This is a genomic window from Tenacibaculum sp. DPLXC6 (assembly GCF_056815515.1).
The window spans coordinates 2001072-2025254 of record NZ_CP141806.1; the positions used below are offsets into that span (position 1 = coordinate 2001072).

The following is a 24183-nucleotide window of genomic DNA, read 5'->3' on the forward strand; positions in this document are numbered from 1 at the left end:
TTTTAAACTTTACAATTTTACCAATTGATATTCGTTATTTTGTACAATGAAAACATTGAAAGAAATACAACTTCAACTTAAAGGAAATAAGAAATTAACTCTTTTGTTAAAATATACTACAGGCTTCATCCTGTTTGGAATTCTTTTAGTAGTACTATTATTCTCCTTAGTGTATTTTGAGGTGTTTGGTAAATTACCTAACAAAGAAGAATTAACATCTGTCATCAATGAAGAAGCTTCTTTAATTTATTCATCAGACGAGGTAATTATCGGAAAAATATTTGCTGAGAATAGAACTAATGTTCAACTAGAGCAAATTCCTAATCATTTAAAAGAAGCTTTAATAGCTACAGAAGATAAACGATTCTATTCACACAACGGATATGATGGTCAAAGTTATGCCCGCGTTTTCTTTAGAAGTATTTTACTACAAGATGCCTCAGGTGGTGGTGGTAGTACTATTACACAACAATTAATTAAAAACCTCTACGGAAGGCAATATCATGGTTTTTTGAGCATGCCTATCAATAAAATAAAGGAACTCATCATTGCTAGTCGAATGGAAAACCTATATAGCAAAGATGAAATATTGTTGTTGTATTTGAATTCAGTTCCTTTTGGAGAAAATAATTTCGGAGTAGAATCGGCCTCTAATCGATTTTTTAATAAATCAGTCAACGAATTAAACATTGAAGAATCAGCGGTACTTGTAGGTATGCTTAAGGCTAACACTTATTACAATCCTAGATTGAATCCAGAAAATGCTAAAAAACGACGTAACACGGTGCTTCAATTAATGAACAACGAAGCGTATTTAAGCAATGAAGTTACCGATAGCTTACAAAAACTACCTATTACACTCAACTATCATAACCTTGAGATTAACACAACAGCGGGTTATTTTACCTATCAAGTAAAGAAAAAAGCTGCTGAACTCATAAAAAAGAGTAACGAAGCTTCTAACAGCAACTATAACTTAGAAACCGACGGATTAAAAATTCATACAACACTGAATTACGATATTCAGAAAATTGCAGAAAAATCTGCTAAAGAGCAACTCATCGTCAAACAACAACAATTAGACAAAGAATTAGCTTCAAACAGGTTAAAAATTAGATGGTTAAAAAAGCAGCAATTCACAGAAAAAGATAAACAAAAGAAAACTATTCAACTCTTTGATTGGGACAGTACAAAAACCATTACCGGTAACAAAATTGATAGTCTTTGGTATTATAATAAAATGCTGAATGCATCTGTATTAGTTACGAATCCGAAGAATGGTGCAGTAATCAGTTGGGTTGGCGGAAATAACTTTAACACACTTCCTTTTGATATGGTGTTATCACACCGTCAAATAGCCTCAGCTTTTAAACCGTTTTTGTATGCTACAGCGTTAGAAAATGGAATTTCTCCATGTGATTATTTTGAAAACGAAGAAAAAACCTATCCTGAATACGATAACTGGAACCCACAAAATGCCGACCATAGCACTACTCCTGATAAAAAAGTTGCCATGTGGTATGCATTGATTAAATCCATGAATATTCCTACTGTCAACCTTTATTTTAAACTAGAAAAAGAATGGCTAATCGATACTTGTGAAAAATTATTGTTCCCAGAAATTATAGATGATGCTCCTTCTATTGCTTTAGGAACACTAGATTTATCCCTATTTGAAGCTACAAGAGCTTACGGTACTTTTGCTAATAATGGTGAAATGAACGACTTGTATATGATTAGCAAGATTACCGATAAAGAAGGGAATATCATTTACGAAAGTGAAAAGCAAAAGACAGAAAGAGTATTTAAAGAAGAAAGTACACAAACGTTAACTACTATTTTACAACAAGCGGTAGAACAAGGAACGGGTTCTAAAATAAGAAGTACTTATAAAATTAAAAGTCCACTAGCAAGTAAGACGGGTACCGCTCAAAACTACACCAATGCTTGGTTTATGGCGTATACACCGAATATTGTTCTCGGAACTTGGGTAGGAACTTCTAAAAATGACATACATTTTACTAGCGGAAATGGTTCTGGCTCTTCTTTAGCGCTACCTATTGTAGCCAATATTTTAAAGGAAATAGAAAATAATCCTGAATTAAGAGAAAAATATTTAACCTCTTTTGATATCCCTGATGAAATTTCTTCGTCAATCGACTGTCCTCCATACAGAGAGAAAGGAATTAAAGGTTTTTTCAATAGACTTTTTGGAAAGAAAAAGGAAGAAAACTAATCTAGGCAAACAACGTAGCAAAAGCCTCTTCTATTTTACTCACTAAAATCAGTTTTATTGAATGATTTTTGCTCGTAATCTTATTGTATTTTGAGGTTACAAACGTTTTATATCCTAACTTTTCAGCTTCGGTAATACGCTGATCTATCTTGGAAACAGGTCTAATTTCACCAGCTAAACCAACTTCAGCAGCAAAACACACATCTGGACTAATCGCTAAATCTTGATTTGATGATAAAATCGCTGCTACAACTGCTAAGTCTATCGCGGGATCATCTACATGAATTCCACCAGTAACATTTAAGAAGACATCTTTTGCTCCTAATTTGAAACCCGCACGTTTTTCTAACACCGCTAAAATCATGTGCAAACGTTTCAAATTATAACCTGTTGTTGTTCGTTGTGGCGTTCCGTAAACTGCTGTTGAAACCAAGGCTTGAATTTCTATCATCAACGGACGAATTCCTTCCAACGTTGACGCAATAGCAGTACCACTTAAATCAGCATCTTTTTTTGAGATTAAAATTTCTGAAGGATTGGATACTTCTCGTAATCCGTCCGATAACATTTCGTAAATCCCTAATTCAGCCGTAGAACCAAAACGATTTTTTTGCGAGCGTAAAATTCGATAGGTGTGATTTCTATCTCCTTCAAATTGCAACACTACATCTACCATGTGTTCTAAAATCTTTGGTCCTGCAATATGTCCTTCTTTATTAATATGTCCAATTAATAATACTGGAGTCGCAGTTTCTTTCGCAAATTTGATGAGTTCTGCAGATGTTTCTCGTATTTGTGATATACTTCCTGGTGAAGCTTCAATAGAATTGGTATGCAAGGTTTGGATAGAATCGATTACCAACACATCTGGCTGAACTTCTTCTATATTTTTAAAAATCTGTTGGGTATTAGTTTCGGTAAGAATTAAACAGTTAGGATTTTTCCCTTCTACACGCTCAGCACGCATTTTTATCTGCGACTGACTTTCTTCACCAGAAACATAGAGTACTTTTTGTGGAATTTGTAAGGCGATTTGTAACAATAAGGTTGATTTACCAATTCCAGGCTCTCCTCCCAGTAACACAACAGCTCCTTTCACCAATCCACCACCCAAAACAGTGTCTAATTCTTGATTCTTCGTTCCAAAACGTTCTTCTGGATTTAGTCGAATCTCATCAACTCGCAACGGCTTCGCTATTCTTTTTTGCTTATTTTCAGGTGATTTCCAACTTCTCTTTTCTTCTTTTTGAATGACTTCTTCAACAATAGTATTCCATTGTTTACAAGATCCACATTGCCCCACCCATTGTGCATGTTGTGCTCCGCAGTTTTGACAGAAAAAAGTTGTTTTAGTTTTTGCCATTCTATTTGTAAGATTTACTTACAAAGAAAAGAAAACTATTTGTTTTTATTATAGATGGGTAAGAACAAAAATGCCAATCCTCCAAAGACAATAATCATGGCCGTTTGAGCAGTCCACATAATCCAACCAAAAGCAGTTGCGGGTTCTTCTGCTATTCCGAATAAAGCTAAAGCTCCTGCTACAGCAACTGGGTATAAACCTATACCTCCATTAGTTGCAGCAATTGCAAATCCACCAGCGATAAACCCAATTAGAACACCCCCTAAAGGAACATGTAATCCTTCAATTGCTGGAATGGTTGCCCAAAACATTAACACATACATTACCCAGATAAATACAGTATGAAAAATAAATGCCCATTTGCGCTTCATTTTCAAAATGCTAGTAACTCCCTCAACAAGTCCTGCTACAAAATTTTTAATTTTTAGTCCGATTCCTGATTGTGCCTTTTTTACAAAACGTGTAAAAATCACAAATACCAGCACCAAACCTCCTAAAAGAATTCCAATTTTTATCGGATCAAAGTTTTTAGTTAATAATTCAAAAATAAAATCGAATTGTACAAAAAGTGTAATAGCTATAATACTCAACATCATTAACAAATCTGCCATTCGTTCTGCAACGATGGTTCCGAAACCTTTTTCAAACGGAATATTTTCATAGTTAGTCATCACTGCTGCTCGAGAAACTTCCCCTGCTCTTGGCACTGCATAATTCACTAAATATGCTACTAAAACCGCCATGGTGCTATTACCAAAATCTGGTTTATAGCCCATCGGCTCAAGTAAAAACTTCCAGCGATAAGCACGAGACAGGTGACTTAACACCCCAAAGAACAATCCTAAAGCTATCCAACCGTAATTAGCATCTTTAAAATATTGAACTAAGGTTTCAATTGAAATTTTTGATAATGAATACCAAACTAAAAAACCTCCCAAAATGAGAGGTAATAGTATCTTTGTAATTTTTTTGACTGATAAACTCAAACTATTCTAGCAAGTTGTTTTCTTCGTTAGGAAATACTAATTGTGGTTTAAACTTTTTGGCTTCTTCTAACTCCATAAAAGCATATACAATTAAGATAAGTACATCTCCTTTTTGAACTCTACGGGCTGCTGCTCCATTTAAAGTAATTTCACCACTTTTTCTCGGTCCAGGAATTGCATATGTTTCTAAACGCTCTCCATTATTGTTATTCACAATCTGAACACGTTCTCCTTCAATAATTCCAGCAGCATCCATTAAATCTTCATCAATGGTTATACTTCCTATATAATTTAAATCCGCGTTTGTAACTTTAACACGGTGTATTTTAGATTTTACTACTTGTACTAACATGCTGCAAAAATAGTTGTTTTTTAATGAATACTAAGTTGTTTTTTGATGATTTTAACATTATTACAAAGCTCATTCTTAAGCTTAAACATTAACTTTTTAATTATTCTTTAAACGAATATTATCTATTAAGCGAATGTCTCCTGCAAAAACAGCAATAAAAGCACGATACTGTTTATTTTCTTTAATCTCTTTTGCAGTTTGTAATGTTTCCTCATCTGCAATGGTAAAATATTCCAATTCAAGTAATGGATGTTTTTTGAATTGCTTTTCTACCCATATGGTTAAATCTTCAGGACTTTTTGCTCCAAATTTCTTTTTTGCTTTTTTTAATGTTTTATAAATAAATGGTGCAGCTTCACGGTGTTCATTTGTTAATCTCGTATTTCTAGAGCTCATAGCTAACCCATCATCTTCTCTAAAAATTGGTCTTCCTTTAATTTTTACTGGTAAATTATATTTTTCGACTAACTTTTTAATAATTTGTAATTGCTGAAAATCTTTTTTGCCAAAATACGCAGTATCTGGCTCTACAATTTCAAATAAAGTTTTTACTATTGTTCCAACACCATCAAAATGACCATCTCTAAATCTCCCTTCCATTTGATGTTCTAACCCATCAAAATCAAACTCTTCAGAAGTTACATTTTCGGCGTATATTTCTTCTACTGAAGGAAAGAATAACACATCACAATCTACAGATTCCAACAGCGCTACATCACTTTCGTACGTTTTAGGATATTTGTCTAAATCTTCTTTGTTATCAAACTGTGTAGGGTTTACAAAAATACTAACTACAGCAATATCCTTCTTTTTTTTCGCTCTCTTAATAAGCGATAAATGCCCTTGGTGTAGTGCTCCCATAGTTGGGACAAACCCGATTGATTTTTTATCCATTTTTAGAGCGGATAAAAACTCTTTTATTTCGGATTTACTTGTGAAAATTTTCATTGTTATTTTATTGAAATGCATGCAAAATTAGCAATTTAACACGATTTTTGCATTAAATTTCGTATTTTTGCACCTTCAATAAAAGAGACCGATTTAATGAAGGATAAGAGAATTTTATATGTTTCATCAGAGGTAACACCATATTTACCGGAAACAGAATTATCGTCTACCGCATTTAACGTTGCTAAAAATGCACATTCTAAAGGAATTCAAACCCGTATATTTATGCCTCGCTTTGGGGTTATTAACGAGCGAAGGCATCAGTTACATGAAGTTATTCGCCTATCGGGTATGAACTTGATTATTAACGACATGGATATGCCGCTAATAATTAAAGTTGCTTCTATACCTAAAGAAAGGATGCAAGTTTATTTTATTGACAATGACGAATATTTTAAGCGTAAAGCTGTATATTCTGACGAAGATGACAAACTATTTGATGACAATGATGAACGTATGATTTTCTTCGCCAAAGGTGTTGTTGAAACTGTTAAGAAGCTAAACTGGGCTCCTGATATTATTCATGTTCACGGATGGATGGCTTCGTTACTTCCATTATATTTAAGAGAATTTTATAAAGAGGAACCATTGTTTGCTGAGAGCAAGATTGTAACTTCGCTTTACAATAGTGATATTGAGGATTTGGGTAAAGAATTGGCTAACAAAGTTCGCTTTGATAAAATTGAAGATTCTAAAGTAGCTACAATAGAAACACCAAGTCATACTAACATTTTAAAGAGCGCTATTGAAAATTCAGATGCTATTATAAAAGGTAGCGAGGTTTTACCTGAAGAAATTGAAACTTTCATTGAAGAAAGCAATGTAAAGGTTCTAGATTTCCAATCAGAGGAAACGTTAACTGAAGCATATTTAGAATTTTATAAAGAAAACGTTTTAGAATTAAGCGAGTAATGATTAGAAAAATTGGTGTACTTGGTATTAGCTTGCTATGCTTAGCAGCTATTACATCTTGTGAAAAAGATTTTAGCGAGGTTGGAACAAACGTTGTTAACAACGATAAGTTTGAAACAGGAGAAATATTATTGGATGTTGAAATAACACCTATAGATATAGAAAGTGTGCAAGCCGACAATATTAACGCTAGTATTAGTGATTATTGGCTTGGAGTATATAATAACCCCAATGCAGAAAAAATTGAAGCTTCAATCATTTCTCAACTTGGTTATATCTCAAACTTAAACAATAAAGACACTGACACAACTGTATTCAATCTTGATAAGGTTATTTTAAAAATTCCATACCAAGCTACTTCTACAGGTACAACAGATGGAGTTACAAGTTTTAAATTAGATTCTATTTTAGGTAATCCTGATATTACAACCAATATTCAGGTATTCCAAAATGAAACATACTTAAACACATTAGACCCTAGTGATCCATCAAAAAGAAATACTTTCTTTTCTGATAAAGAATACTTAGGTAATAATGTATTAAGCGATGGTGGCGTTTATAAATTAAAGCCTAAAGCTACGGACACTACATTTATTTTTGATAGAATTGATAGATCTTCTTCATTAGCAAGTTCTACTACTTATAAAGACACTGTTAGAGCCATAAACTCACAAAAACTTAAAGTTCCATTTTTAGCAATTCCTTTAGATATGGCTAAAATGAAAACTTTATTTTGGGATAAATTTCATAGCGGAGAGTTTGCATCTAAAGAAGTTTTTGATGATTATTTTAGAGGGATTAAAATAGTTGCAACTGGAAGTGATGGATCTCTTGTTCCATTAAACCTAGCTTCTTCACCTACTCCATCTGTAGATTTTCACTACACTATATCTGAGGTAGATGGTACTACAGTAAAGGATACTCTTCAAAGAAAGTACTCTTTCCCTCTTTCTGGTATAAGAAATAGTCAATACAAAATGTCTCCTGCTACAACTTCTGCTCCAGCCAATAATTTTGTTATTCAAGGAACAGCTGGAAGCATGGCTAGAGTTAAGATTTTAGACGAGACTAAAGTTCAAGAGTTAAGAACTAATAATTGGTTAATTAATGATGCTTCTCTTACTTTTTATATAAATCAAGCAATTAATAATGATGCTGATGTTATTCCTCAACAATTATTCTTATATCAAAATAAGAAAAATGAAACAGGTGGCATTTCACCAACTCAGTTAACAGATGCTTATGTTGATCCTACTTCTTTTGGAGGTCTTTTAGAGAAAACTGAAGATGACAATCCTGAAAAATATACATTTAGAATTACTGATTATATTTCAAAACTGTTGTCGGGAGAAGAAAACACAACTGCTGATCCTTTAGTTTTAAAAGCATATAATCCTACAGATACGCCTGTTAACAATAATGTTTTAGCAACTTCTGTAAAATCTTATAACTGGAACCCAAGGGCTGTAACATTACTTAATGGTGATGAAGCCGCTAATGGAACCAAAAGAGCCGTTTTAAAAATATCATATTCAAAAGAAAAATAACAAGTTGTTATGTGTGGAATCACAGGATATATTGGACATAGAGAAGCTTACCCAATTGTAATTAATGGGCTTAAGCGTTTAGAGTATAGAGGTTATGATAGTGCCGGTATCATGATGTATGACGGTGAAACAATGCACTTATCAAAAACAAAAGGAAAGGTTTCTGACTTAGAAGTAATTACAAACAAAGAAGAGAAAAGAAAAAAAGGAAATATAGGAATTGGTCATACTCGTTGGGCAACTCATGGTGTTCCTAACGATGTAAATTCTCATCCTCATTTTTCTCAATCTGGAAACCTCGTAATTGTTCATAATGGTATCATTGAAAATTATGATACCATTAAAAAAGAACTAATATCAAGAGGTTACGAATTTAAAAGTGATACAGATACAGAAGTTTTAGTAAACCTTATTGAAGAAGTTAAAAAAAGTGAAGGTTGTAAACTAGGTAAAGCTGTTCAAATTGCCCTAACTAATGTAATTGGAGCTTATGCAATTGCTGTTTTCGATAAAACTAAACCAAATGAGTTAGTAGTAGCTCGTTTAGGTAGCCCAATCGCTATCGGTGTTGGAAAAAATAACGAAGAGTTTTTTGTAGCCTCTGATGCTTCTCCTTTTATTGAATACACAAAAGATGCTATTTACCTTGAAGATGGTGAATTAGCTATTATAAAAAAGGATAAAGGAATTAAAGTTCGTAAAATTGAGAATGATAAAGAAATTGATGCGAACATTCAAAAATTGCAATTAAGCCTTGAACAAATAGAGAAAGGTGGTTATGACCACTTTATGTTAAAAGAAATTTACGAACAACCAAAAGCTATTATAGATACCTATAGAGGTAGAATGCTTGCCAACGAGGGAATTATTAAAATGGCTGGTGTTGATGATAATATGTCTAAGTTCTTAAACGCTGACAGAATTATTATTGTAGCATGTGGTACTTCTTGGCACGCTGGATTAGTAGGAGAATATCTTTTTGAAGACATGGCTCGTATTCCAGTTGAGGTTGAGTATGCTTCAGAGTTTAGATACCGCAACCCTATTATCACTCCAAAAGATGTGGTAATTGCCATTTCTCAGTCTGGAGAAACAGCTGATACTTTAGCAGCTATTAAATTAGCTAAATCTAAAGGAGCTTTTGTTTTCGGTGTATGTAACGTTGTTGGTTCTTCTATCGCTAGAGAAACACATGCAGGTGCTTATACACATGCTGGACCTGAAATTGGTGTAGCATCAACTAAAGCATTTACAACACAAATAACAGTACTTTCATTAATTGCTTTAAAACTAGCCCAAGCCAAAGGAACTTTATCTACATCAGCTGTGAATACTTATTTACAAACGATGCAGCAAATTCCTGCTCAGGTAGAAAGTTTATTAAAAATTGATGCCCAAGTTAAAGAGATTGCAGCCGTTTATAAAGACGCTAAAAACTGTTTATATCTAGGTAGAGGATTTAATTTTCCTGTGGCTTTAGAAGGAGCTTTAAAATTAAAAGAAATCTCTTATATCCACGCTGAAGGCTATCCTGCAGCTGAAATGAAGCACGGACCTATTGCCTTAATTGATGAAAATATGCCTGTCTTTGTTATTGCAACAAGTAGAGGACATTACGAGAAAGTAGTAAGTAATATTCAAGAAATTAAGTCTCGCAGCGGAAAAATAGTTGCAATTGTTACTGAAGGCGATGAAACAGTTAAGGAAATAGCTGACCATATAATTGAAATTCCAGATACAGAAGAAGCTTTTTCTCCTTTACTAACAACAATACCGTTTCAATTATTATCATACCATATAGCTGTTATGTTAGGTAAAAATGTAGATCAACCAAGAAACTTAGCAAAGTCGGTTACTGTTGAATAACAATCGATTTTATTTAAAATATAAATCCTGAGAAAAAATTTCCCAGGATTTTTTTATACCTCTTTTTCTAGAGTAATATAGACAGGGAAATGGTCTGAAAAACCACCTTTATAAAAAGGCCCTATAAAAGTTCTAAATGGACTTCCTTCATATTTTCCTTTATATATTTTTAACCAATCTTTATTAAAAATCTTAGCATGTAAAAAACTGTGCTTACTTTTTTCCATATCAAAAAAATCTCTTGAAAATATAATTTGATCAAATAAATGCCAATTCTTATAATGGGTTGTGGTTCCTATCCCTTTTTCATACAAAGACTTCATTGGATTATACAAATCTTCACACATTAAATACTCTTCAATACTTTTATTTATTGGGTTATCATTAAAATCTCCCATAACAATGAATTTCGGTGCATTTTCTTCTTCTTTAATCTTATCCATAACACTACGAGTCAATTGAGCTGCCTTAATTCTGTTTTTTTCGGTTTCTGTTTCTCCTTCTCTTCGTGAAGGCCAATGATTAATTAAAACATGTACTATTTCATCATTAAAAACTCCCTTAACTACTAACAAATCACGCGTATAATCTACTTCACCCTCATCATCTGTTAGTAAAAGTGGGTGTGTTTCAGAAAATATCACTTCAAAGAAATCTTTATTATACATCAAAGCAACATCAATACCTCTTTCATCAGGTGAATCGTAATGAACATAGTCGTAATTAAACTTTGATAGATTTTCATGCTTTACTAAGTCTTTAACAACTTTGGCATTTTCAACTTCTACCAAACCAACAATAACTGGTGGATGAGCAGATTGATTACTTCCTAACTGACTAATAACAGATGTTATTTTTCTAAGTTTATGATTGTATTTCTTCCTTCCCCATCTTAATTTACCATTTGGTGTATAATCATTATCATAGGTGTTTGGATTATCAACAGTGTCAAATAAATTTTCGACATTATAAAAAGCAACTGTGTACCTATTTCTTCTTCTATTTGATGTCATTTAAGATTTGTTTACTTCTCGAAAGTACAAAAATGTATGGATCTTATAACATAAAACTAACCTTAGTGATTAACGAATTATATAGAGCTTGAAAATAAATTTATCGATTTTAATAAAAACCACTGATTTATTTAAAATTCGTCAAAAAAGGAAAGTGAAAAATAGAAAAATCTTTAATATTAATTATATGTAAAACAGTTATAAAACACCCATATACTTTACTTTAAAACAATATTTTATTAATTAAAAATAACACCTTAAAAAACTCATTTACAATACTTTTATATCGTTAATTCTTAACAAAAAAAACTTAAAAACAAACCCTAAAACTTAAAAAATGAAAAAGTTATTTGTATTAATGTTCGTTACTCTAATGAGTACTTCAGTATTTTCAACAAACGAGAACCCTGCAAAAGAGCAGATTAGATCAAAAATAGTTGAACTATTAGGTAACCCTAATTTTGTTCTTGATAAGGAAGTAAAAACTACTGTAGAGTTTTTAATAAACAAAAACGGAGAGATCGTTATTTTAAACGTTAACTGTGATACAGAACAAGTTTGTCACTATGTAAAAAGTAGATTAAATTATAAACTTATAAATAAGGAATTAACAGTAAAGAACCACATCTACAAGATGCCTTTAACCATAGAAAAAAGTAGTAGTAAATAATTACTATCCGATTATCCCCTAATAAAAAAAGCCTCATAGAATTCTATGAGGCTTTAATTTTATTTATTGTTCTGTAGATTATACTGCTCCTTGATCAAGCATTGCATCAGCAACCTTAACAAAACCAGCAATATTTGCTCCTTTTACATAATCAACATATCCACCTTCTTGTGTACCATATTTTACACAAGCTTCGTGAATATTATTCATAATAGAGTGTAACTTACTATCTACTTCTTCACGAGTCCAAGATAAACGTAATGAGTTTTGAGACATTTCTAATCCAGATGTTGCTACTCCTCCTGCATTTGAAGCTTTACCTGGTGCAAATAAGATTTTTGCATTGTGAAATACTTCAATAGCCTCTGGAGTAGAAGGCATGTTTGCTCCTTCAGCAACACAAATACATCCATTATCAACTAATGCTTTTGCTTCTTCTCCATTTAACTCATTTTGAGTTGCACACGGTAAAGCTACATCACACTTAGTTCCCCAAGGTCTTTCTCCTTTGAAGAATTTTGCTGATGGGTATTTCTCTACATATTCATGGATTCTTCCACGTTTTACATTCTTTAACTCTTGTACAAAAGCTAATTTTTCAGCATCAATACCATCTTCATCATAGATATAACCTGATGAATCAGATAAAGTTACAACTTTAGCTCCTAATTGAGTTGCTTTTTCAGTAGCATACTGAGCTACGTTACCAGAACCAGAAACAACTACAGTTTTTCCTTCGAAAGAATCTCCTTTAGTTTTTAACATGTTTTCAGCAAAGTACACATCTCCATAACCTGTAGCTTCAGGACGAATTAATGAACCTCCCCAAGAAGCTCCTTTACCAGTTAATACTCCAGTAAACTCGTTACGTAAACGTTTGTATTGACCAAACATGTAACCAATTTCACGACCACCAACACCAATATCTCCAGCAGGAACATCAGTATCAGGACCAATATGACGTGCTAATTCTGTCATAAAAGATTGACAAAACGCCATAACTTCACGATCAGACTTTCCTTTAGGGTTAAAGTCAGATCCTCCTTTACCTCCACCCATAGGTAATGTTGTTAATGAGTTTTTGAAAACTTGCTCAAATCCTAAAAATTTTAAGATTGATAAGTTTACTGAAGGGTGAAAACGTAACCCTCCTTTATAAGGACCAATTGCTGAGTTAAACTCAACTCTATATCCTCTGTTTACTTGAGTTTCTCCGCTATCGTCAACCCAAGGTACTCTAAACATAATAGTACGTTCAGGTTCAACCATACGCTCAAGTAATTTCTTGCCTTGATATTTTGGATTATTTTCTATAAACGGAATTACTGTTTCTGCTACTTCATGTACAGCTTGCAAAAACTCTGGTTCATATGTATTACGCTCTTTTACGTAATCCATAAATGCTTGTATCTTAGATTCCATAAACTTAGTTGTTGTTCTGTTATTTTATAATATTAACAATTTTACTATGCAAATATAATTATTTTACTATTCGTTAATTTCTATTTTTCTGTTTATTTCCCTTATTTTATTGGTGTTTTTGCAAACACAACCAAAAGTCCTTTTTTTTACACAAAAAAACGTAAATTTGCACCTTAACTTTTGGAAAGATTATGTTAGACAAGGTAAAAGAATTGATTGGAGAGGTAAATGCTTTTAACGCCACTTCAAAAGAAGAAATAGAAACATTTAGAATTAAGTATTTAGGAAGCAAAGGAATTTTAAAAGATTTATTTGCTGAGTTTAAAAATGTACCTAACGACCAAAAGAAAGAATTTGGGCAAACCATTAATTTACTTAAAAATTCTGCTGAAGAAAAAGTAAACACTTTAAAAGAAGCTATAGAAAATGCTGTTGAAGAAAAAGGTGTTTATGGTGACTTAACACGTCCATCAGAGCCAATTAACTTAGGTTCTCGCCACCCAATTTCATTAGTAAAGAATCAAATTATCGAAGTATTTAACCGTATTGGTTTTACTGTTTCTGAAGGACCAGAAATTGAAGATGATTGGCACAACTTTACTGCTTTAAACTTACCAGAATATCACCCAGCACGTGATATGCAAGATACTTTCTTCATTGAAAAGAATCCTGACACGTTGCTAAGAACACATACCTCATCGGTACAAGTACGCTATATGGAAAACAACGAACCTCCAATTCGTACAATTTCTCCAGGGCGTGTGTTTAGAAACGAAGATATTTCTGCACGTGCACACTGTATTTTCCACCAAGTAGAAGGATTATACATTGATACTGATGTTTCTTTTGCTGACTTAAAACAAACCTTATTATACTTTACCAAAGAAATGTTTGGTAAATCTAAAATACGTTTACGTCCGTCATATTTCCCATTCACTGAGCCTAGTGCTGAAGTGGATATTTATTGGGGCTTAGAAACTGAAACTGATTACAGAATCACCAAAGGAACTGGTTGGTTAGAGATTATGGGATGTGGTATGGTAGATCCTAATGTATTAAAAAACTGTAATATCGACCCAACTAAGTATAGTGGATATGCCTTCGGAATGGGTATTGAGCGTATTGCAATGTTGTTATACCAAATTCCAGATATTCGTATGTTCTACGAAAATGACAAGCGTTTCTTAGAGCAGTTTAAATCTGTAATTTAATCGCAGGGCGGATAGCCAAGGGTATTGAGATTTGATTTAAGTGCTAAAACTAGCATCCTATAAGCATCTCGTAAACTTACCCCTGTTTATTTGATTTTTAAATAAGTTCAAACAAAATAAAAGACGAAAGCACTAAACTTTCGTCTTTCCTTTTAAAGAAGTATTCAATGAAAAAAGATATTGAAATCCCTAAAGTAACCGGTGTAGAAATAGCCGTTGTTTTAGAAACAAATGAAATCGATAACAAAGAGGATTGGAATGTATACATTCTTAACAAGAAAGATGTCGATTTAGAAATGGTAGTTATTGTTTCTCAAGGATTCTCAGACACTAAAACTACGTCTGTTTTTCGAAGAAAAATAGATAAACTTCCCGCAAATAGTTATCAAAAGTTTGAGTTAATGCAACCTGAGTTATTTGATTTAGACAATCGTTTTCAGGTAACTTTCTTTGAAAACAACAGACTACATGACAAAACCTTTATTTTTCAAGCCGAGACTATTCAAGAAGGCTTTTTAAGGGATATTGAGTTCTTAGGAAAAAGAGGAATCGTTTGTAAATAAACATAACATATATAAAAAACACAAAAGAACGATAGTTGTTAATTCACAGCTATCGTTCTTTTGTTTATACTCACTTTTAGTACTTTCGCTTAAAATATCACTTTATGTTTGCAAACATTCAAGATTTAGTTACTCAATTTTCTTCTTGGGTATGGGGAATTCCATTATTAATACTACTTATTGGTGGCGGTTTATACCTATTTGTCTATTCAGGGTTAATTCCTTTTAGATATATAGGTCATGCCATTGCTATTTTAAGAGGAAAATATGACAAAGCTGATTCTCCTGGAGATTTATCGCATTACGAAGCTTTATCTTCTGCCATTGCAGCTACAGTGGGTATGGGAAATATAAGTGGAGTTGCTATTGCTATTGCAACTGGAGGCCCTGGTGCTATTTTTTGGATGTGGGTAAGTGCCTTTGTAGGTATGGCTACCAAATTTTTTACCTGTAGCCTATCGGTAATGTATCGTGGAACTGATGAAAACGGAAATGTAAAGGGGGGACCAATGTATGTTATTACTGAAGGGTTAGGAAAAAAGTGGAAACCTTTAGCTTTATTTTTCTCTGCTGCAGGATTAATAGGAACTTTACCTGCTTTTCAAGCAAATCAACTCACGCAAACACTGGTAGATGTTTTTCAAGTACAAGAAACCAATCATTTTACAGCTAAATTATTATTAGGTATCACCACTGCTATTATTGTGGCCATGGTGATTTTTGGTGGAATAAAACGAATTGGTAGTGTTGCAGGAAAACTAGTTCCTGTAATGGTTGTAGTATATCTTCTCACCGTTTTAACAATTTTGATGTTACGTTTAGAACAAGTTCCTGCAATTTTTTCTTTAATTTTTGAAGATGCTTTTTCGGGAAAATCTGTTTTGGGTGGTGCTTTAGGAGCATTGATAATTACGGGAGTAAAACGTGCTGCATTTTCTAATGAAGCTGGTTTGGGTACTGCACCTATGATGCATGGAACAGCTAAAACAAAAGAACCTATTCGTGAAGGATTGGTTGCTATGTTAGGCCCAGCTATTGACACCTTGTTAGTTTGTTCTTTGACCGCACTGGCTATTTTGGCTTCGGGAGTTTGGAAAGGTTTTGAAGGTAACGGAATTTCTATGACTTTAGCTGCGTTTGATGCTGTACTTCCTCATAATATTGGGAGTGTTGTTTTAACTATTTGCGTATTGATTTTTGCTTTTTCAACGTTATTTACTTACTCTTTTTACGGGTTGAGTTGTTTAAGCTTCTTGACCAACACTAAAATAGGAAAGAATTACAACTATATTTATATTTTTACAATTGCTGTTGCTTCTATTATAAAACTAGACTTTGTAATTAACTTAATTGATAGCGCCTATGCCCTAATGGCAATTCCAACAGTAATTTCAACATTAATTTTAGCTCCTAAAGTAAAAAAAGAAGCCAAAAAGTATTTTCAAAAGTTAAAGACTAATTCTTTCTAATAAGTTTTAGCTCTTCTATAATTTTAGAAGAGGCAGAATCTATTTTTTTAGATGTTTCTTTGATATAATCTTGATGCTTTGGTGAATCCTTTACCATATCTAACGTTGTTTTGGTTGAGTTGATATACCAATCTTTCCATGCTGAAATAATTGATAGTTGTGTTGATAAAGAATCGCCTTTTTTTAATGCTATTTCACTTTGTTTCTTTTCTTCTTGAAGTCTTGATAAAGCTGCTTTTTCAATATTTTGGAGTATTGATTTTGCTGTAGCACTATCCGCATTTAATAAAGTATAAGCAGAAGCTAATGAAGCTATCCCAACATTTTTTAGCGTTTTTTGAGACACTTTATCGATTCGATCGTTATCGGTATGATAAAATTGATCAGTAAAATGCCAGAATAAAACACTAGGAATGTTTCTCTTTAAAAAAGGTACATGATCACTACCACCTTCAAACGGATTTGTATTCACTATCCAATTCGCTCTTTTTCCTTGTTCTTTAAATTTATCAATTAAAAAATCATTTAGATAGTGTGGAGTCATTTCTTCAAGTTTCATTTTTCTTCCTCCCCACTCGGTATGTTTGTCTTTTCCTCTTGTCCAAATTGCACTAGGATCAGGCATTTTTTCAATTAAAAAAGTACCTCCTGTTTTTTTGGTGTCTTCCCCTACCATGTCTAGAGAAATTCCCCATTTAATATCTTTTGCTCTTACTGTATCTTCTTTTACATACCTGTTTGTTGAAATAATTTCATCACCCCATAAAAAGGTTAAGGTTCTATTGGGTAGAAATATGTTATTTTTGATAAGCTCAGCTGTAAGTGTAGCCATTTCTAAAGCAACACCTACACCTGTAGCATTGTCATTTGCTCCAGGTTCTTGTATGTGAGCACTAAAAACTAATCGCTCTTTAGGATATTTATTTCCTTTAATATCTGCAACAATTGTTAACTCTTCTGATGGATAGATATTCGTTTCAATACGTACATCTAGAAAAACTTTTCCTTTTAACAATACTTCCTTTAATTCTTCTTTAGCCTTATAAGACATCGCAATTGCCCAAGATTTAACTTCTTCATTTAACGGAATAGTTCTAAATTGAATAGAAGAGGTGTTTTTTTGAGGTTGTAAATATTTTGGATTACTATAGGTTATTAATCCAAAAGCTTCTCCTTTTACAATAGCTTGGTTAAAAATTTTATGAGGACTTGTTTCAGCAAAAACAATCTTTCCTTTTATATCTAAATCTTTTAATTTTTTTAAGTCTTTAACGTAAACGACCTCTGCTTTAACTCCTTCTTTAGGTGTACTGTAAGAGTTTAAAGCAATCATATTCCTATTTGTGCTATGTTGTAATAGAGGAACCTCTTCTCCAACTATTTTTACAGAAGCATCCACAGATTCCCAAGTAGGATTTTTTAAGGGTCTTTTTTCTATTCTGTAGGTTAAAATATCATTATTCGTAGCACTATCTTCTTTAACGAAACCTGACTTTTCTAATTCTTCAGCAATTTTATATACACTTTTATTAAAGCCAGTATTACCAACAACACGCCAATATTTTTCTACAAAAGAAGTTGTTTCATAAGCTAAATCACCCGTAAATTCTTCATTTAAAACATCAAAATAATTAGAGGTATTTAAAACTGGAACAGCTTTTTCTTTCTTACAACTTATAAGTAATAGAATGATAGGTAATAGATAGAGTTTTTTTAGCATAACGGGATTTTGTGGCTTTAAAAGTACACTTTTTATGTCTTCTTGTACTTGTCAATTTTACTTTCTTAATAACGATAATTCATTTAATGTGTTACAAAAAAACGTAAGCTATTTTAAAGAAAAAAACTAAAAAATGTTTTCAAAAATTTAAAAAAATCATGCTTTGAAAAACCTAAATGTCCTATTTTTTTTCATTAAGAATCAAAAAAACTCTTGTTAAACCCTTATAAATACTAAGAATTATACATTTTAGAATTTTATCAAAATAGGACAAAAAATAATTTCTGTAAAAGTGTCCTAGAATATTCTAGGACATTTCCTTGTTTTTCAGTTAGTTCAAAGAAGCATAAAACTTAGCACCCATTATTCAAAAAACACATAAACACCTAAAAACAAATGGATTAAACTTCAACAAAAGCTGTTTTTTTGTGTCCTATTTTAATTTTACATGCTATCATAATATTGTTAAAAATAATTAGTAACAAAAAACAATGAACAAACTTTATTTAACCACTTTAGAAGAAATGATTTGTAGCTTTGGGTTAATAGAAAGTTAAATAGGATTATAATAATGAACAATAACTTTAACATACTTCCTAAGTTTACTGGAAAATATATTCATAAATCAATAAAACTGATTGTATTTTATGTAGTCCTACCCATAATAGTAGCTATAATTTTATTAATAGTATTTGATAATGAAAAGTTAATTAATCTATTATCTGCTTTATAGTTTATGATTTATTATCAGGCTCTGGTGGCTTTACTCTCTCCCTATCGGATAATCTTCATAAAAATCTTCAAAGGTTTTATCGGTGGTGTAATGGTCTTTTAATACTTTGTAAACCATTAACACTACTAGTAACTGACCTATAACTGTAAGTATAAACACCCAGCTAAAGCCTATATTAGTATATACCAAAGCAGTTAGCACCAATAAAAAAATAGTGACAAACAACACCAAAAACATTGCCGAATTCTTCATAATCACACATTACCTTATAATTTACAAAAAAATAAATAAATAATAAAGCCCTTATTACTTTATAAAAAGTAACCTTAGGTTTTTAATACTACTGTGGAGCTTTTATTTGAGATAGAAGAAGTAGACTAATTCTCTAGAAAATCCTTAACGTTTTTTTAGCGCCTCTCCTTCAAAAAATAGGCCTTCAAAACCAGTTTTTATAAAATTTCTAATGTTTTGGTGATCTGTTCCTTCAGGATTTTTTAAAACATCTTCAAAATAATACTGTCCAAAGCAAGCCAAGGTTTCTTCTTTACTGAACCCCTGTTGTATAGCAAACGAAAACACTTTACATGAACCTTGATTTTTTTCAGCTTCATTGTATAAATCTCCATTTTTAAAGGCAGTGGGTGTAAAATTATATACGTTTTCAATCACTGACATAGTATCAGAAAACTCAACTTTTTCTGGTGTACTTTGTATCGTTTCTTTAAATCTATCTAGTGTCATTTTAAAAAGGTTTTACGCTACAAAACAAAAGATTAAAACTCATAAAAACTAACTCGTAGTAATTTTTTACAAACTAACATTTATAGTTAAATTTGCACAGCAAAAATTTCAAGAAATGTACAGAACGCATACTTGTGGTGAATTAAGAGCATCGCACATCAATACTGAAGTTACCCTTTCTGGTTGGGTACAAAAATCACGTGACAAAGGTTTTATGATTTGGGTAGATTTACGTGATCGTTACGGAATTACACAATTAATTTTCGACGAAGAACGTACTTCTAAAGAGTTAATGGATAAAGCAAAGACCTTAGGACGTGAGTTTGTAGTACAAGTAACTGGTAAAGTTATTGAGCGTCAATCTAAAAACGCCAATATTCCAACAGGTGATGTAGAAGTTTTAGTATCAAACTTGGAAATTTTAAACGAAGCTAAGTTGCCTCCTTTTACTATTGAGGATGAAACTGATGGTGGTGAAGATTTACGTATGAAGTATCGTTATTTAGATATTCGTCGTAACCCAGTAAAAAACAGCTTGGTTTTCCGTCATAAAGTATCAATGGAAGTTCGCAAATATTTATCTGACAAAGGATTTATTGATGTGGAAACTCCATATTTAATTAAATCTACTCCAGAAGGAGCACGTGATTTCTTAGTGCCTTCACGTATGAATGCAGGGCAGTTTTACGCGTTACCACAATCTCCACAAACCTTTAAACAGTTGTTAATGGTAGGTGGAATGGATAAATACTTTCAAATTGTAAAGTGTTTTAGAGATGAAGATTTACGTGCCGACCGTCAACCAGAATTCACACAAATAGACTGTGAAATGGCGTTTGTTGAGCAAGAAGATATTTTAGAGATTTTCGAAGGAATGACGCGTCATTTACTAAAAGAAATCAACGGAGTTGAAGTAGCGGAATTCCCAAGAATTACGTTTGATGAGGCAATGCGTAAGTATGGTAACGATAAACCAGATATTCGTTTCGGGATGGAGTTTGGTGAATTAAACGAAGTTGCACAACATAAAGATTTCAAAGTATTCAATTCAGCAGAATTAGTGGTAGGTATTGCAGTACCAGGAGGAGCTTCATATACGCGTAAAGAAATTGATAAATTAATCGATTGGGTAAAGCGTCCGCAAATAGGAGCTTTAGGAATGGTATATGTGAAGTGTAATGAAGACGGAAGCTTTAAATCATCCGTAGATAAATTCTACGATCAAGAAGATTTAGCTAAATGGGCTGAAGCTACAGGAGCGAAGGCAGGAGATTTAATTTGTGTGCTTTCAGGAAATACTAACAAAGTTCGCGCACAATTAAGTGCTTTACGTATGGAAATGGCAGAGCGTTTAGGTTTACGTAAACCTGATGAGTTTGCTCCGTTATGGGTAATCGATTTCCCTTTATTAGAATTAGATGAAGAAACGGGTCATTACCACGCAATGCACCATCCATTTACTTCTCCTAAGCCAGGTCAATTAGCATTATTAGACACTGACCCAGGAGCTGTTAAAGCGAACGCTTACGATTTAGTATTAAACGGAAACGAAATTGGTGGAGGTTCTATTAGAATTCACGATAAAGAAACACAAGCTATCATGTTTAAGCATTTAGGATTTACCGAAGAAGAAGCGAAAGCTCAGTTCGGGTTCTTAATGGATGCTTTTGAATACGGAGCACCACCACACGGAGGTTTAGCTTTTGGTTTAGATAGATTAGTAGCTATTTTAGGAGGTCAAGAAACAATTAGAGATTTTATTGCCTTCCCTAAAAACAATTCAGGACGCGATGTAATGATTGATGCACCTGCAACTATAGACGATGAACAACTACAAGAATTAAGCATCAAGTTAGATGTAAAAGAATAAAAGTAATAACTTTATATAAATCAAAAACCCATGGCAATGCCATGGGTTTTTGATTTATATTATTCGTTTATCTTTTTTCTCCCGATTTCCTTTACTACAATTGTTCCTGAAAGCATGTCGTGTAAACATTGCTTTTTTTCACCCGTAAAGAATAATAAATATCCTACAAAAAAAGTGATAACATTTAAAAAATTACCAAAAAACCTTCCTGTTGCCTGACCAAAAGTTACTTTATTACCATCAATACTCATTAGCTTTATTTGAGCTACTCCCTGACCAACTGTTCTTTCTTTTTCACTACTTTGTTGTAACGACCAATATAACCAAGCAGGCACCAAAGGGATACATAACTGAGGTATAATAATAATTAACGTATCTAAAAACCTGGCTAGAAAACGCTCCCAAAATCCAGCATACTGATATACTATTACCTCATTATACTCTTTGACAATAAGCTCCACTGTACCTTCATTGGTAAAACGGATTTCTTTTTCTTTTGATAACATAGAATTTAATTTTTTATTTCAAGGCGCAATGTTACTAATTTTTTTATTTTGTTTCTATTTTCCTCATACTTTTTAACACGTATTACAACAACAAAAACTTAATGTATTTCACCTTTAAATATTTTTCTTCAAACATTGAAACGATATTAAGTCTTAAAAAATAAAAAACCCTGCAAAATTTGCAGGGTTTTTATTACCTTTAATGTACGTCTTGAAAAGGTAAAAACTTCACAAAAACAAACCAATAACATATTATGAAACAAGCTATTTCTAAAAAGCTTAATGAATTAGAGTCAACTGCTATTTGTGGTAACGATATTAGCTCTTCTGTTTTATATGTATCAGCATTAGCTATTGCATTTGCTGGTCAATATGCATGGATAACATTATTAATCGTATCAGTAGTTTTATTTTTATTTCGGAAAATTTATGGTGAAGTAGTTGGTGCTATGCCCTTAAATGGTGGAGCATACAATGCTTTACTTAATACTACCAGTAAGCTAATGGCTTCTTTTGCTGCAACACTTACCATACTTTCTTATATGGCTACAGCTGTTATTTCTGCCAATGAAGCAATTCATTACCTGCATCACTTAATTCCTTCAATGCCTATTATTATATCAACTGTTGGCCTATTGTTGTTTTTTGCTTTATTAACTATTGGAGGTATAACGGAATCCGCTAAAGTAGCTGTCGGAATTTTTTTATTTCACCTACTATCGTTAGTCGTTCTTGCCCTTTTTATCATTATTTATTTGTCTCAAAATGGAATTGACATTCTTTTTAACAACTGGGGGTATCAATCAGAAAACAGTATTTGGTATGCTATATTTTTTGGTTTTGCAGCTTCAATGTTGGGAGTTTCTGGTTTTGAAAGTTCTGCAAACTTTGTTGAAGAACAACAGAAAGGAGTGTTTCCAAAAACGTTAAAAAACATGTGGGTAATTGTAAGTATCATTAACCCTCTAATGGCTGTTTTTGCATTATCTCTTTTCGCAATCCCTGTTTTACAGAGTGCTGATTACCAAAATACTTTATTAGTTCAAATGGGAGAATATGTCGGAGGTGATTGGGTTGCTGCCGTTATAGCTATAGATGCTTTTTTAGTATTAAGTGGAGCCGTTTTAACGAGTTTTGTTGGTGTTACTGGTTTGCTGGAACGTATGACATTAGACCGAATTATGCCTCAATTCTTTTTAAAAAAGAATAAAAGAGGTAGCTCTTACCGAATTATTATTTTATTCTTTATCCTCGCTGTTTCTGTATTACTAATAACTAATGGAAATGTTGGCTTATTAGCTGGTGTATATACTATTTCTTTTTTATCGGTAATGGCATTATTTGCGATAGGAAACATCTTGTTAAAGATACGTAGAAATCAGCTTCCTAGACCTGAAAAAGCAACCTGGGCTTCTGTTTTATTAGCTATAATTGCTGTGTTATGTGCTTTAGCTGGTAATATTTTAATGGAGCCAAAAGATGGTTTACCTAGCAATACTTCAGTCTTTTTAAATTATTTTATTCCAACCATAATTTTTATCATAATTATGTTAAACCGCACTGCTTTATTAAAATTAGTGCTCCAGATAATTTATGCTATTTTTAATCCTTTGAGACGACTCGTTTCAAGTATGGATAGAAAAATAACCAAGACCATTAACAAAATAAACGATCAAGAGTTCGTCTTTTTTACCAAAGGAGATAATATAGCTACTCTTAATAAAGTTATGCTATACATTATTAAAAATGAACACACTAAAAAGATAAAAATTGTATTAGCTCTTGATGAAGGAGACACAATTCCTGAAAACTTGCCTAATGAGATTACTTTTTTAGATAGAGAGTACCCAAAGATTAAAGTAAACTTTCAAGTTGTTCAAGGAAAGTTTAGTCCTGAACTTATTAAGGAACTTTCTGAAAAATGGAACATTCCTATTAATTTTATGTTTATAGGAGCTCCAAGTAATAAATTTCCTTATAAAGTTGAGGAGCTTGGTGGTGTCCGATTAATCGTTTAATAAAAATATTTCTTCTTATTTAATAAATCAAAAGAGG

At 32.5% G+C, this 24183-nt stretch carries 21 protein-coding genes; 11 read left to right on the forward strand and 10 right to left on the reverse strand.

Annotated features, from left to right (window positions below):
* Window positions 1–46 precede the first annotated feature (46 nt).
* A complete protein-coding gene (locus VCM48_RS09060; RefSeq protein ID WP_482270294.1) occupies window positions 47–2236 on the forward strand; it encodes a transglycosylase domain-containing protein in 2190 nt (729 codons plus the stop codon).
* 1 nt (window position 2237) lies between these two features.
* On the opposite strand, the gene radA is transcribed toward VCM48_RS09060, so the two are convergent.
* From radA to panC, 4 genes are all read right to left on the reverse strand, one after another.
* Window positions 2238–3599, reverse strand: coding sequence for a DNA repair protein RadA (radA, locus tag VCM48_RS09065; RefSeq protein WP_482270295.1), 1362 nt, complete (start codon window positions 3597–3599; stop codon window positions 2238–2240).
* Between the two features lie 35 nt (window positions 3600–3634).
* The gene (locus tag VCM48_RS09070; RefSeq protein WP_482270296.1) at window positions 3635–4585 is read right to left on the reverse strand and encodes a lysylphosphatidylglycerol synthase transmembrane domain-containing protein; all 951 of its coding nucleotides are present in this window, start codon (window positions 4583–4585) and stop codon (window positions 3635–3637) included.
* A 1-nt stretch (window position 4586) separates the two neighbouring features.
* On the reverse strand, window positions 4587–4937 hold the full coding sequence (panD, locus tag VCM48_RS09075; protein WP_028891458.1) for an aspartate 1-decarboxylase: 351 nt from the start codon (window positions 4935–4937) through the stop codon (window positions 4587–4589).
* 96 nt (window positions 4938–5033) lie between these two features.
* Window positions 5034–5885: a pantoate--beta-alanine ligase gene (gene panC / locus VCM48_RS09080; RefSeq protein WP_482270297.1), complete on the reverse strand. Its 852-nt coding sequence runs from the start codon at window positions 5883–5885 to the stop codon at window positions 5034–5036.
* Between the two features lie 96 nt (window positions 5886–5981).
* Between panC and VCM48_RS09085 the strand changes: the two genes are divergently transcribed.
* The 3 genes from VCM48_RS09085 to glmS are packed head-to-tail and all read left to right on the forward strand — an operon-like array spanning window position 5982 to window position 10210.
* Entirely contained in the window at window positions 5982–6797 is an 816-nt protein-coding gene (locus VCM48_RS09085; RefSeq protein ID WP_121146590.1) for a glycogen/starch synthase, read from the forward strand.
* A complete protein-coding gene (locus VCM48_RS09090; protein ID WP_482270298.1) occupies window positions 6797–8344 on the forward strand; it encodes a DUF4270 family protein in 1548 nt (515 codons plus the stop codon). The genes VCM48_RS09085 and VCM48_RS09090 overlap by 1 nt, the downstream gene beginning before the upstream one ends.
* Before the next feature lie 9 nt (window positions 8345–8353).
* Entirely contained in the window at window positions 8354–10210 is a 1857-nt protein-coding gene (gene glmS / locus VCM48_RS09095; RefSeq protein ID WP_482270299.1) for a glutamine--fructose-6-phosphate transaminase (isomerizing), read from the forward strand.
* A gap of 53 nt (window positions 10211–10263) precedes the next feature.
* Here glmS and VCM48_RS09100 read toward each other — a convergent pair whose 3' ends face one another.
* Window positions 10264–11223, reverse strand: a complete 960-nt coding sequence (locus VCM48_RS09100; RefSeq protein ID WP_482270300.1) for an endonuclease/exonuclease/phosphatase family protein — start codon at window positions 11221–11223, stop codon at window positions 10264–10266.
* Window positions 11224–11560: 337 nt separating this feature from the next.
* Between VCM48_RS09100 and VCM48_RS09105 the strand changes: the two genes are divergently transcribed.
* On the forward strand, window positions 11561–11893 hold the full coding sequence (locus tag VCM48_RS09105) for a hypothetical protein (RefSeq protein WP_482270301.1): 333 nt from the start codon (window positions 11561–11563) through the stop codon (window positions 11891–11893).
* A 78-nt stretch (window positions 11894–11971) separates the two neighbouring features.
* On the opposite strand, the gene gdhA is transcribed toward VCM48_RS09105, so the two are convergent.
* Window positions 11972–13315 (reverse strand): NADP-specific glutamate dehydrogenase, encoded by a 1344-nt coding sequence (gene gdhA / locus VCM48_RS09110; RefSeq protein ID WP_274638694.1) that lies wholly within the window; start codon window positions 13313–13315, stop codon window positions 11972–11974.
* Between the two features lie 191 nt (window positions 13316–13506).
* Between gdhA and pheS the strand changes: the two genes are divergently transcribed.
* The 3 genes from pheS (at window position 13507) to VCM48_RS09125 (ending at window position 16558) form a co-directional block, all read left to right on the forward strand.
* On the forward strand, window positions 13507–14526 hold the full coding sequence (gene pheS / locus VCM48_RS09115) for a phenylalanine--tRNA ligase subunit alpha (RefSeq protein WP_274638695.1): 1020 nt from the start codon (window positions 13507–13509) through the stop codon (window positions 14524–14526).
* A 167-nt stretch (window positions 14527–14693) separates the two neighbouring features.
* The gene (locus VCM48_RS09120; RefSeq protein WP_099215092.1) at window positions 14694–15089 is read left to right on the forward strand and encodes a hypothetical protein; all 396 of its coding nucleotides are present in this window, start codon (window positions 14694–14696) and stop codon (window positions 15087–15089) included.
* Window positions 15090–15193: 104 nt separating this feature from the next.
* Window positions 15194–16558, forward strand: coding sequence for an alanine/glycine:cation symporter family protein (locus tag VCM48_RS09125; RefSeq protein ID WP_121146583.1), 1365 nt, complete (start codon window positions 15194–15196; stop codon window positions 16556–16558).
* On the opposite strand, the gene VCM48_RS09130 is transcribed toward VCM48_RS09125, so the two are convergent.
* On the reverse strand, window positions 16545–18278 hold the full coding sequence (locus VCM48_RS09130; protein WP_482270302.1) for a M28 family peptidase: 1734 nt from the start codon (window positions 18276–18278) through the stop codon (window positions 16545–16547). The two genes, VCM48_RS09125 and VCM48_RS09130, sit on opposite strands and share 14 nt — an antisense overlap.
* 571 nt (window positions 18279–18849) lie before the next feature.
* On the opposite strand from VCM48_RS09130, the gene VCM48_RS09135 reads away from it, so the two are divergent.
* Complete coding sequence (locus VCM48_RS09135; protein WP_440120194.1) at window positions 18850–19011, forward strand: hypothetical protein; 162 nt, start codon at window positions 18850–18852, stop codon at window positions 19009–19011.
* 30 nt (window positions 19012–19041) lie between these two features.
* On the opposite strand, the gene VCM48_RS09140 is transcribed toward VCM48_RS09135, so the two are convergent.
* Both VCM48_RS09140 and VCM48_RS09145 read right to left on the reverse strand, forming a co-directional pair.
* Window positions 19042–19263: a hypothetical protein gene (locus VCM48_RS09140; protein WP_415269948.1), complete on the reverse strand. Its 222-nt coding sequence runs from the start codon at window positions 19261–19263 to the stop codon at window positions 19042–19044.
* Window positions 19264–19407: 144 nt separating this feature from the next.
* Window positions 19408–19752 carry a HopJ type III effector protein gene (locus VCM48_RS09145; protein WP_124588094.1) on the reverse strand — a complete coding sequence of 115 codons (345 nt, stop codon included), beginning with the start codon at window positions 19750–19752 and terminating at the stop codon, window positions 19408–19410.
* 115 nt (window positions 19753–19867) lie between these two features.
* Between VCM48_RS09145 and aspS the strand changes: the two genes are divergently transcribed.
* Entirely contained in the window at window positions 19868–21622 is a 1755-nt protein-coding gene (aspS, locus tag VCM48_RS09150; protein WP_482270303.1) for an aspartate--tRNA ligase, read from the forward strand.
* A 59-nt stretch (window positions 21623–21681) separates the two neighbouring features.
* On the opposite strand, the gene VCM48_RS09155 is transcribed toward aspS, so the two are convergent.
* Window positions 21682–22128 carry an RDD family protein gene (locus VCM48_RS09155; RefSeq protein ID WP_274638703.1) on the reverse strand — a complete coding sequence of 149 codons (447 nt, stop codon included), beginning with the start codon at window positions 22126–22128 and terminating at the stop codon, window positions 21682–21684.
* A gap of 254 nt (window positions 22129–22382) precedes the next feature.
* Here VCM48_RS09155 and VCM48_RS09160 point away from each other — a divergent pair, with 254 nt between their 5' ends.
* Window positions 22383–24146, forward strand: coding sequence for an APC family permease (locus tag VCM48_RS09160; RefSeq protein ID WP_482270304.1), 1764 nt, complete (start codon window positions 22383–22385; stop codon window positions 24144–24146).
* Window positions 24147–24183: the final 37 nt, after the last annotated feature.

Bases quoted from the DNA above. Each gene is read 5' to 3' on its own strand.
- VCM48_RS09060 (WP_482270294.1), top strand. From the start codon at position 47: ATGAAAACATTGAAAGAAATACAACTTCAACTTAAAGGAAATAAGAAA.
- radA (WP_482270295.1), bottom strand. From the start codon at position 3,599: ATGGCAAAAACTAAAACAACTTTTTTCTGTCAAAACTGCGGAGCACAA.
- panD (WP_028891458.1), bottom strand. From the start codon at position 4,937: ATGTTAGTACAAGTAGTAAAATCTAAAATACACCGTGTTAAAGTTACA.
- panC (WP_482270297.1), bottom strand. From the start codon at position 5,885: ATGAAAATTTTCACAAGTAAATCCGAAATAAAAGAGTTTTTATCCGCT.
- VCM48_RS09085 (WP_121146590.1), top strand. From the start codon at position 5,982: ATGAAGGATAAGAGAATTTTATATGTTTCATCAGAGGTAACACCATAT.
- VCM48_RS09090 (WP_482270298.1), top strand. From the start codon at position 6,797: ATGATTAGAAAAATTGGTGTACTTGGTATTAGCTTGCTATGCTTAGCA.
- glmS (WP_482270299.1), top strand. From the start codon at position 8,354: ATGTGTGGAATCACAGGATATATTGGACATAGAGAAGCTTACCCAATT.
- VCM48_RS09100 (WP_482270300.1), bottom strand. From the start codon at position 11,223: ATGACATCAAATAGAAGAAGAAATAGGTACACAGTTGCTTTTTATAAT.
- VCM48_RS09105 (WP_482270301.1), top strand. From the start codon at position 11,561: ATGAAAAAGTTATTTGTATTAATGTTCGTTACTCTAATGAGTACTTCA.
- gdhA (WP_274638694.1), bottom strand. From the start codon at position 13,315: ATGGAATCTAAGATACAAGCATTTATGGATTACGTAAAAGAGCGTAAT.
- pheS (WP_274638695.1), top strand. From the start codon at position 13,507: ATGTTAGACAAGGTAAAAGAATTGATTGGAGAGGTAAATGCTTTTAAC.
- VCM48_RS09120 (WP_099215092.1), top strand. From the start codon at position 14,694: ATGAAAAAAGATATTGAAATCCCTAAAGTAACCGGTGTAGAAATAGCC.
- VCM48_RS09125 (WP_121146583.1), top strand. From the start codon at position 15,194: ATGTTTGCAAACATTCAAGATTTAGTTACTCAATTTTCTTCTTGGGTA.
- VCM48_RS09130 (WP_482270302.1), bottom strand. From the start codon at position 18,278: ATGCTAAAAAAACTCTATCTATTACCTATCATTCTATTACTTATAAGT.
- VCM48_RS09135 (WP_440120194.1), top strand. From the start codon at position 18,850: ATGAACAATAACTTTAACATACTTCCTAAGTTTACTGGAAAATATATT.
- VCM48_RS09140 (WP_415269948.1), bottom strand. From the start codon at position 19,263: ATGAAGAATTCGGCAATGTTTTTGGTGTTGTTTGTCACTATTTTTTTA.
- VCM48_RS09145 (WP_124588094.1), bottom strand. From the start codon at position 19,752: ATGACACTAGATAGATTTAAAGAAACGATACAAAGTACACCAGAAAAA.
- aspS (WP_482270303.1), top strand. From the start codon at position 19,868: ATGTACAGAACGCATACTTGTGGTGAATTAAGAGCATCGCACATCAAT.
- VCM48_RS09155 (WP_274638703.1), bottom strand. From the start codon at position 22,128: ATGTTATCAAAAGAAAAAGAAATCCGTTTTACCAATGAAGGTACAGTG.
- VCM48_RS09160 (WP_482270304.1), top strand. From the start codon at position 22,383: ATGAAACAAGCTATTTCTAAAAAGCTTAATGAATTAGAGTCAACTGCT.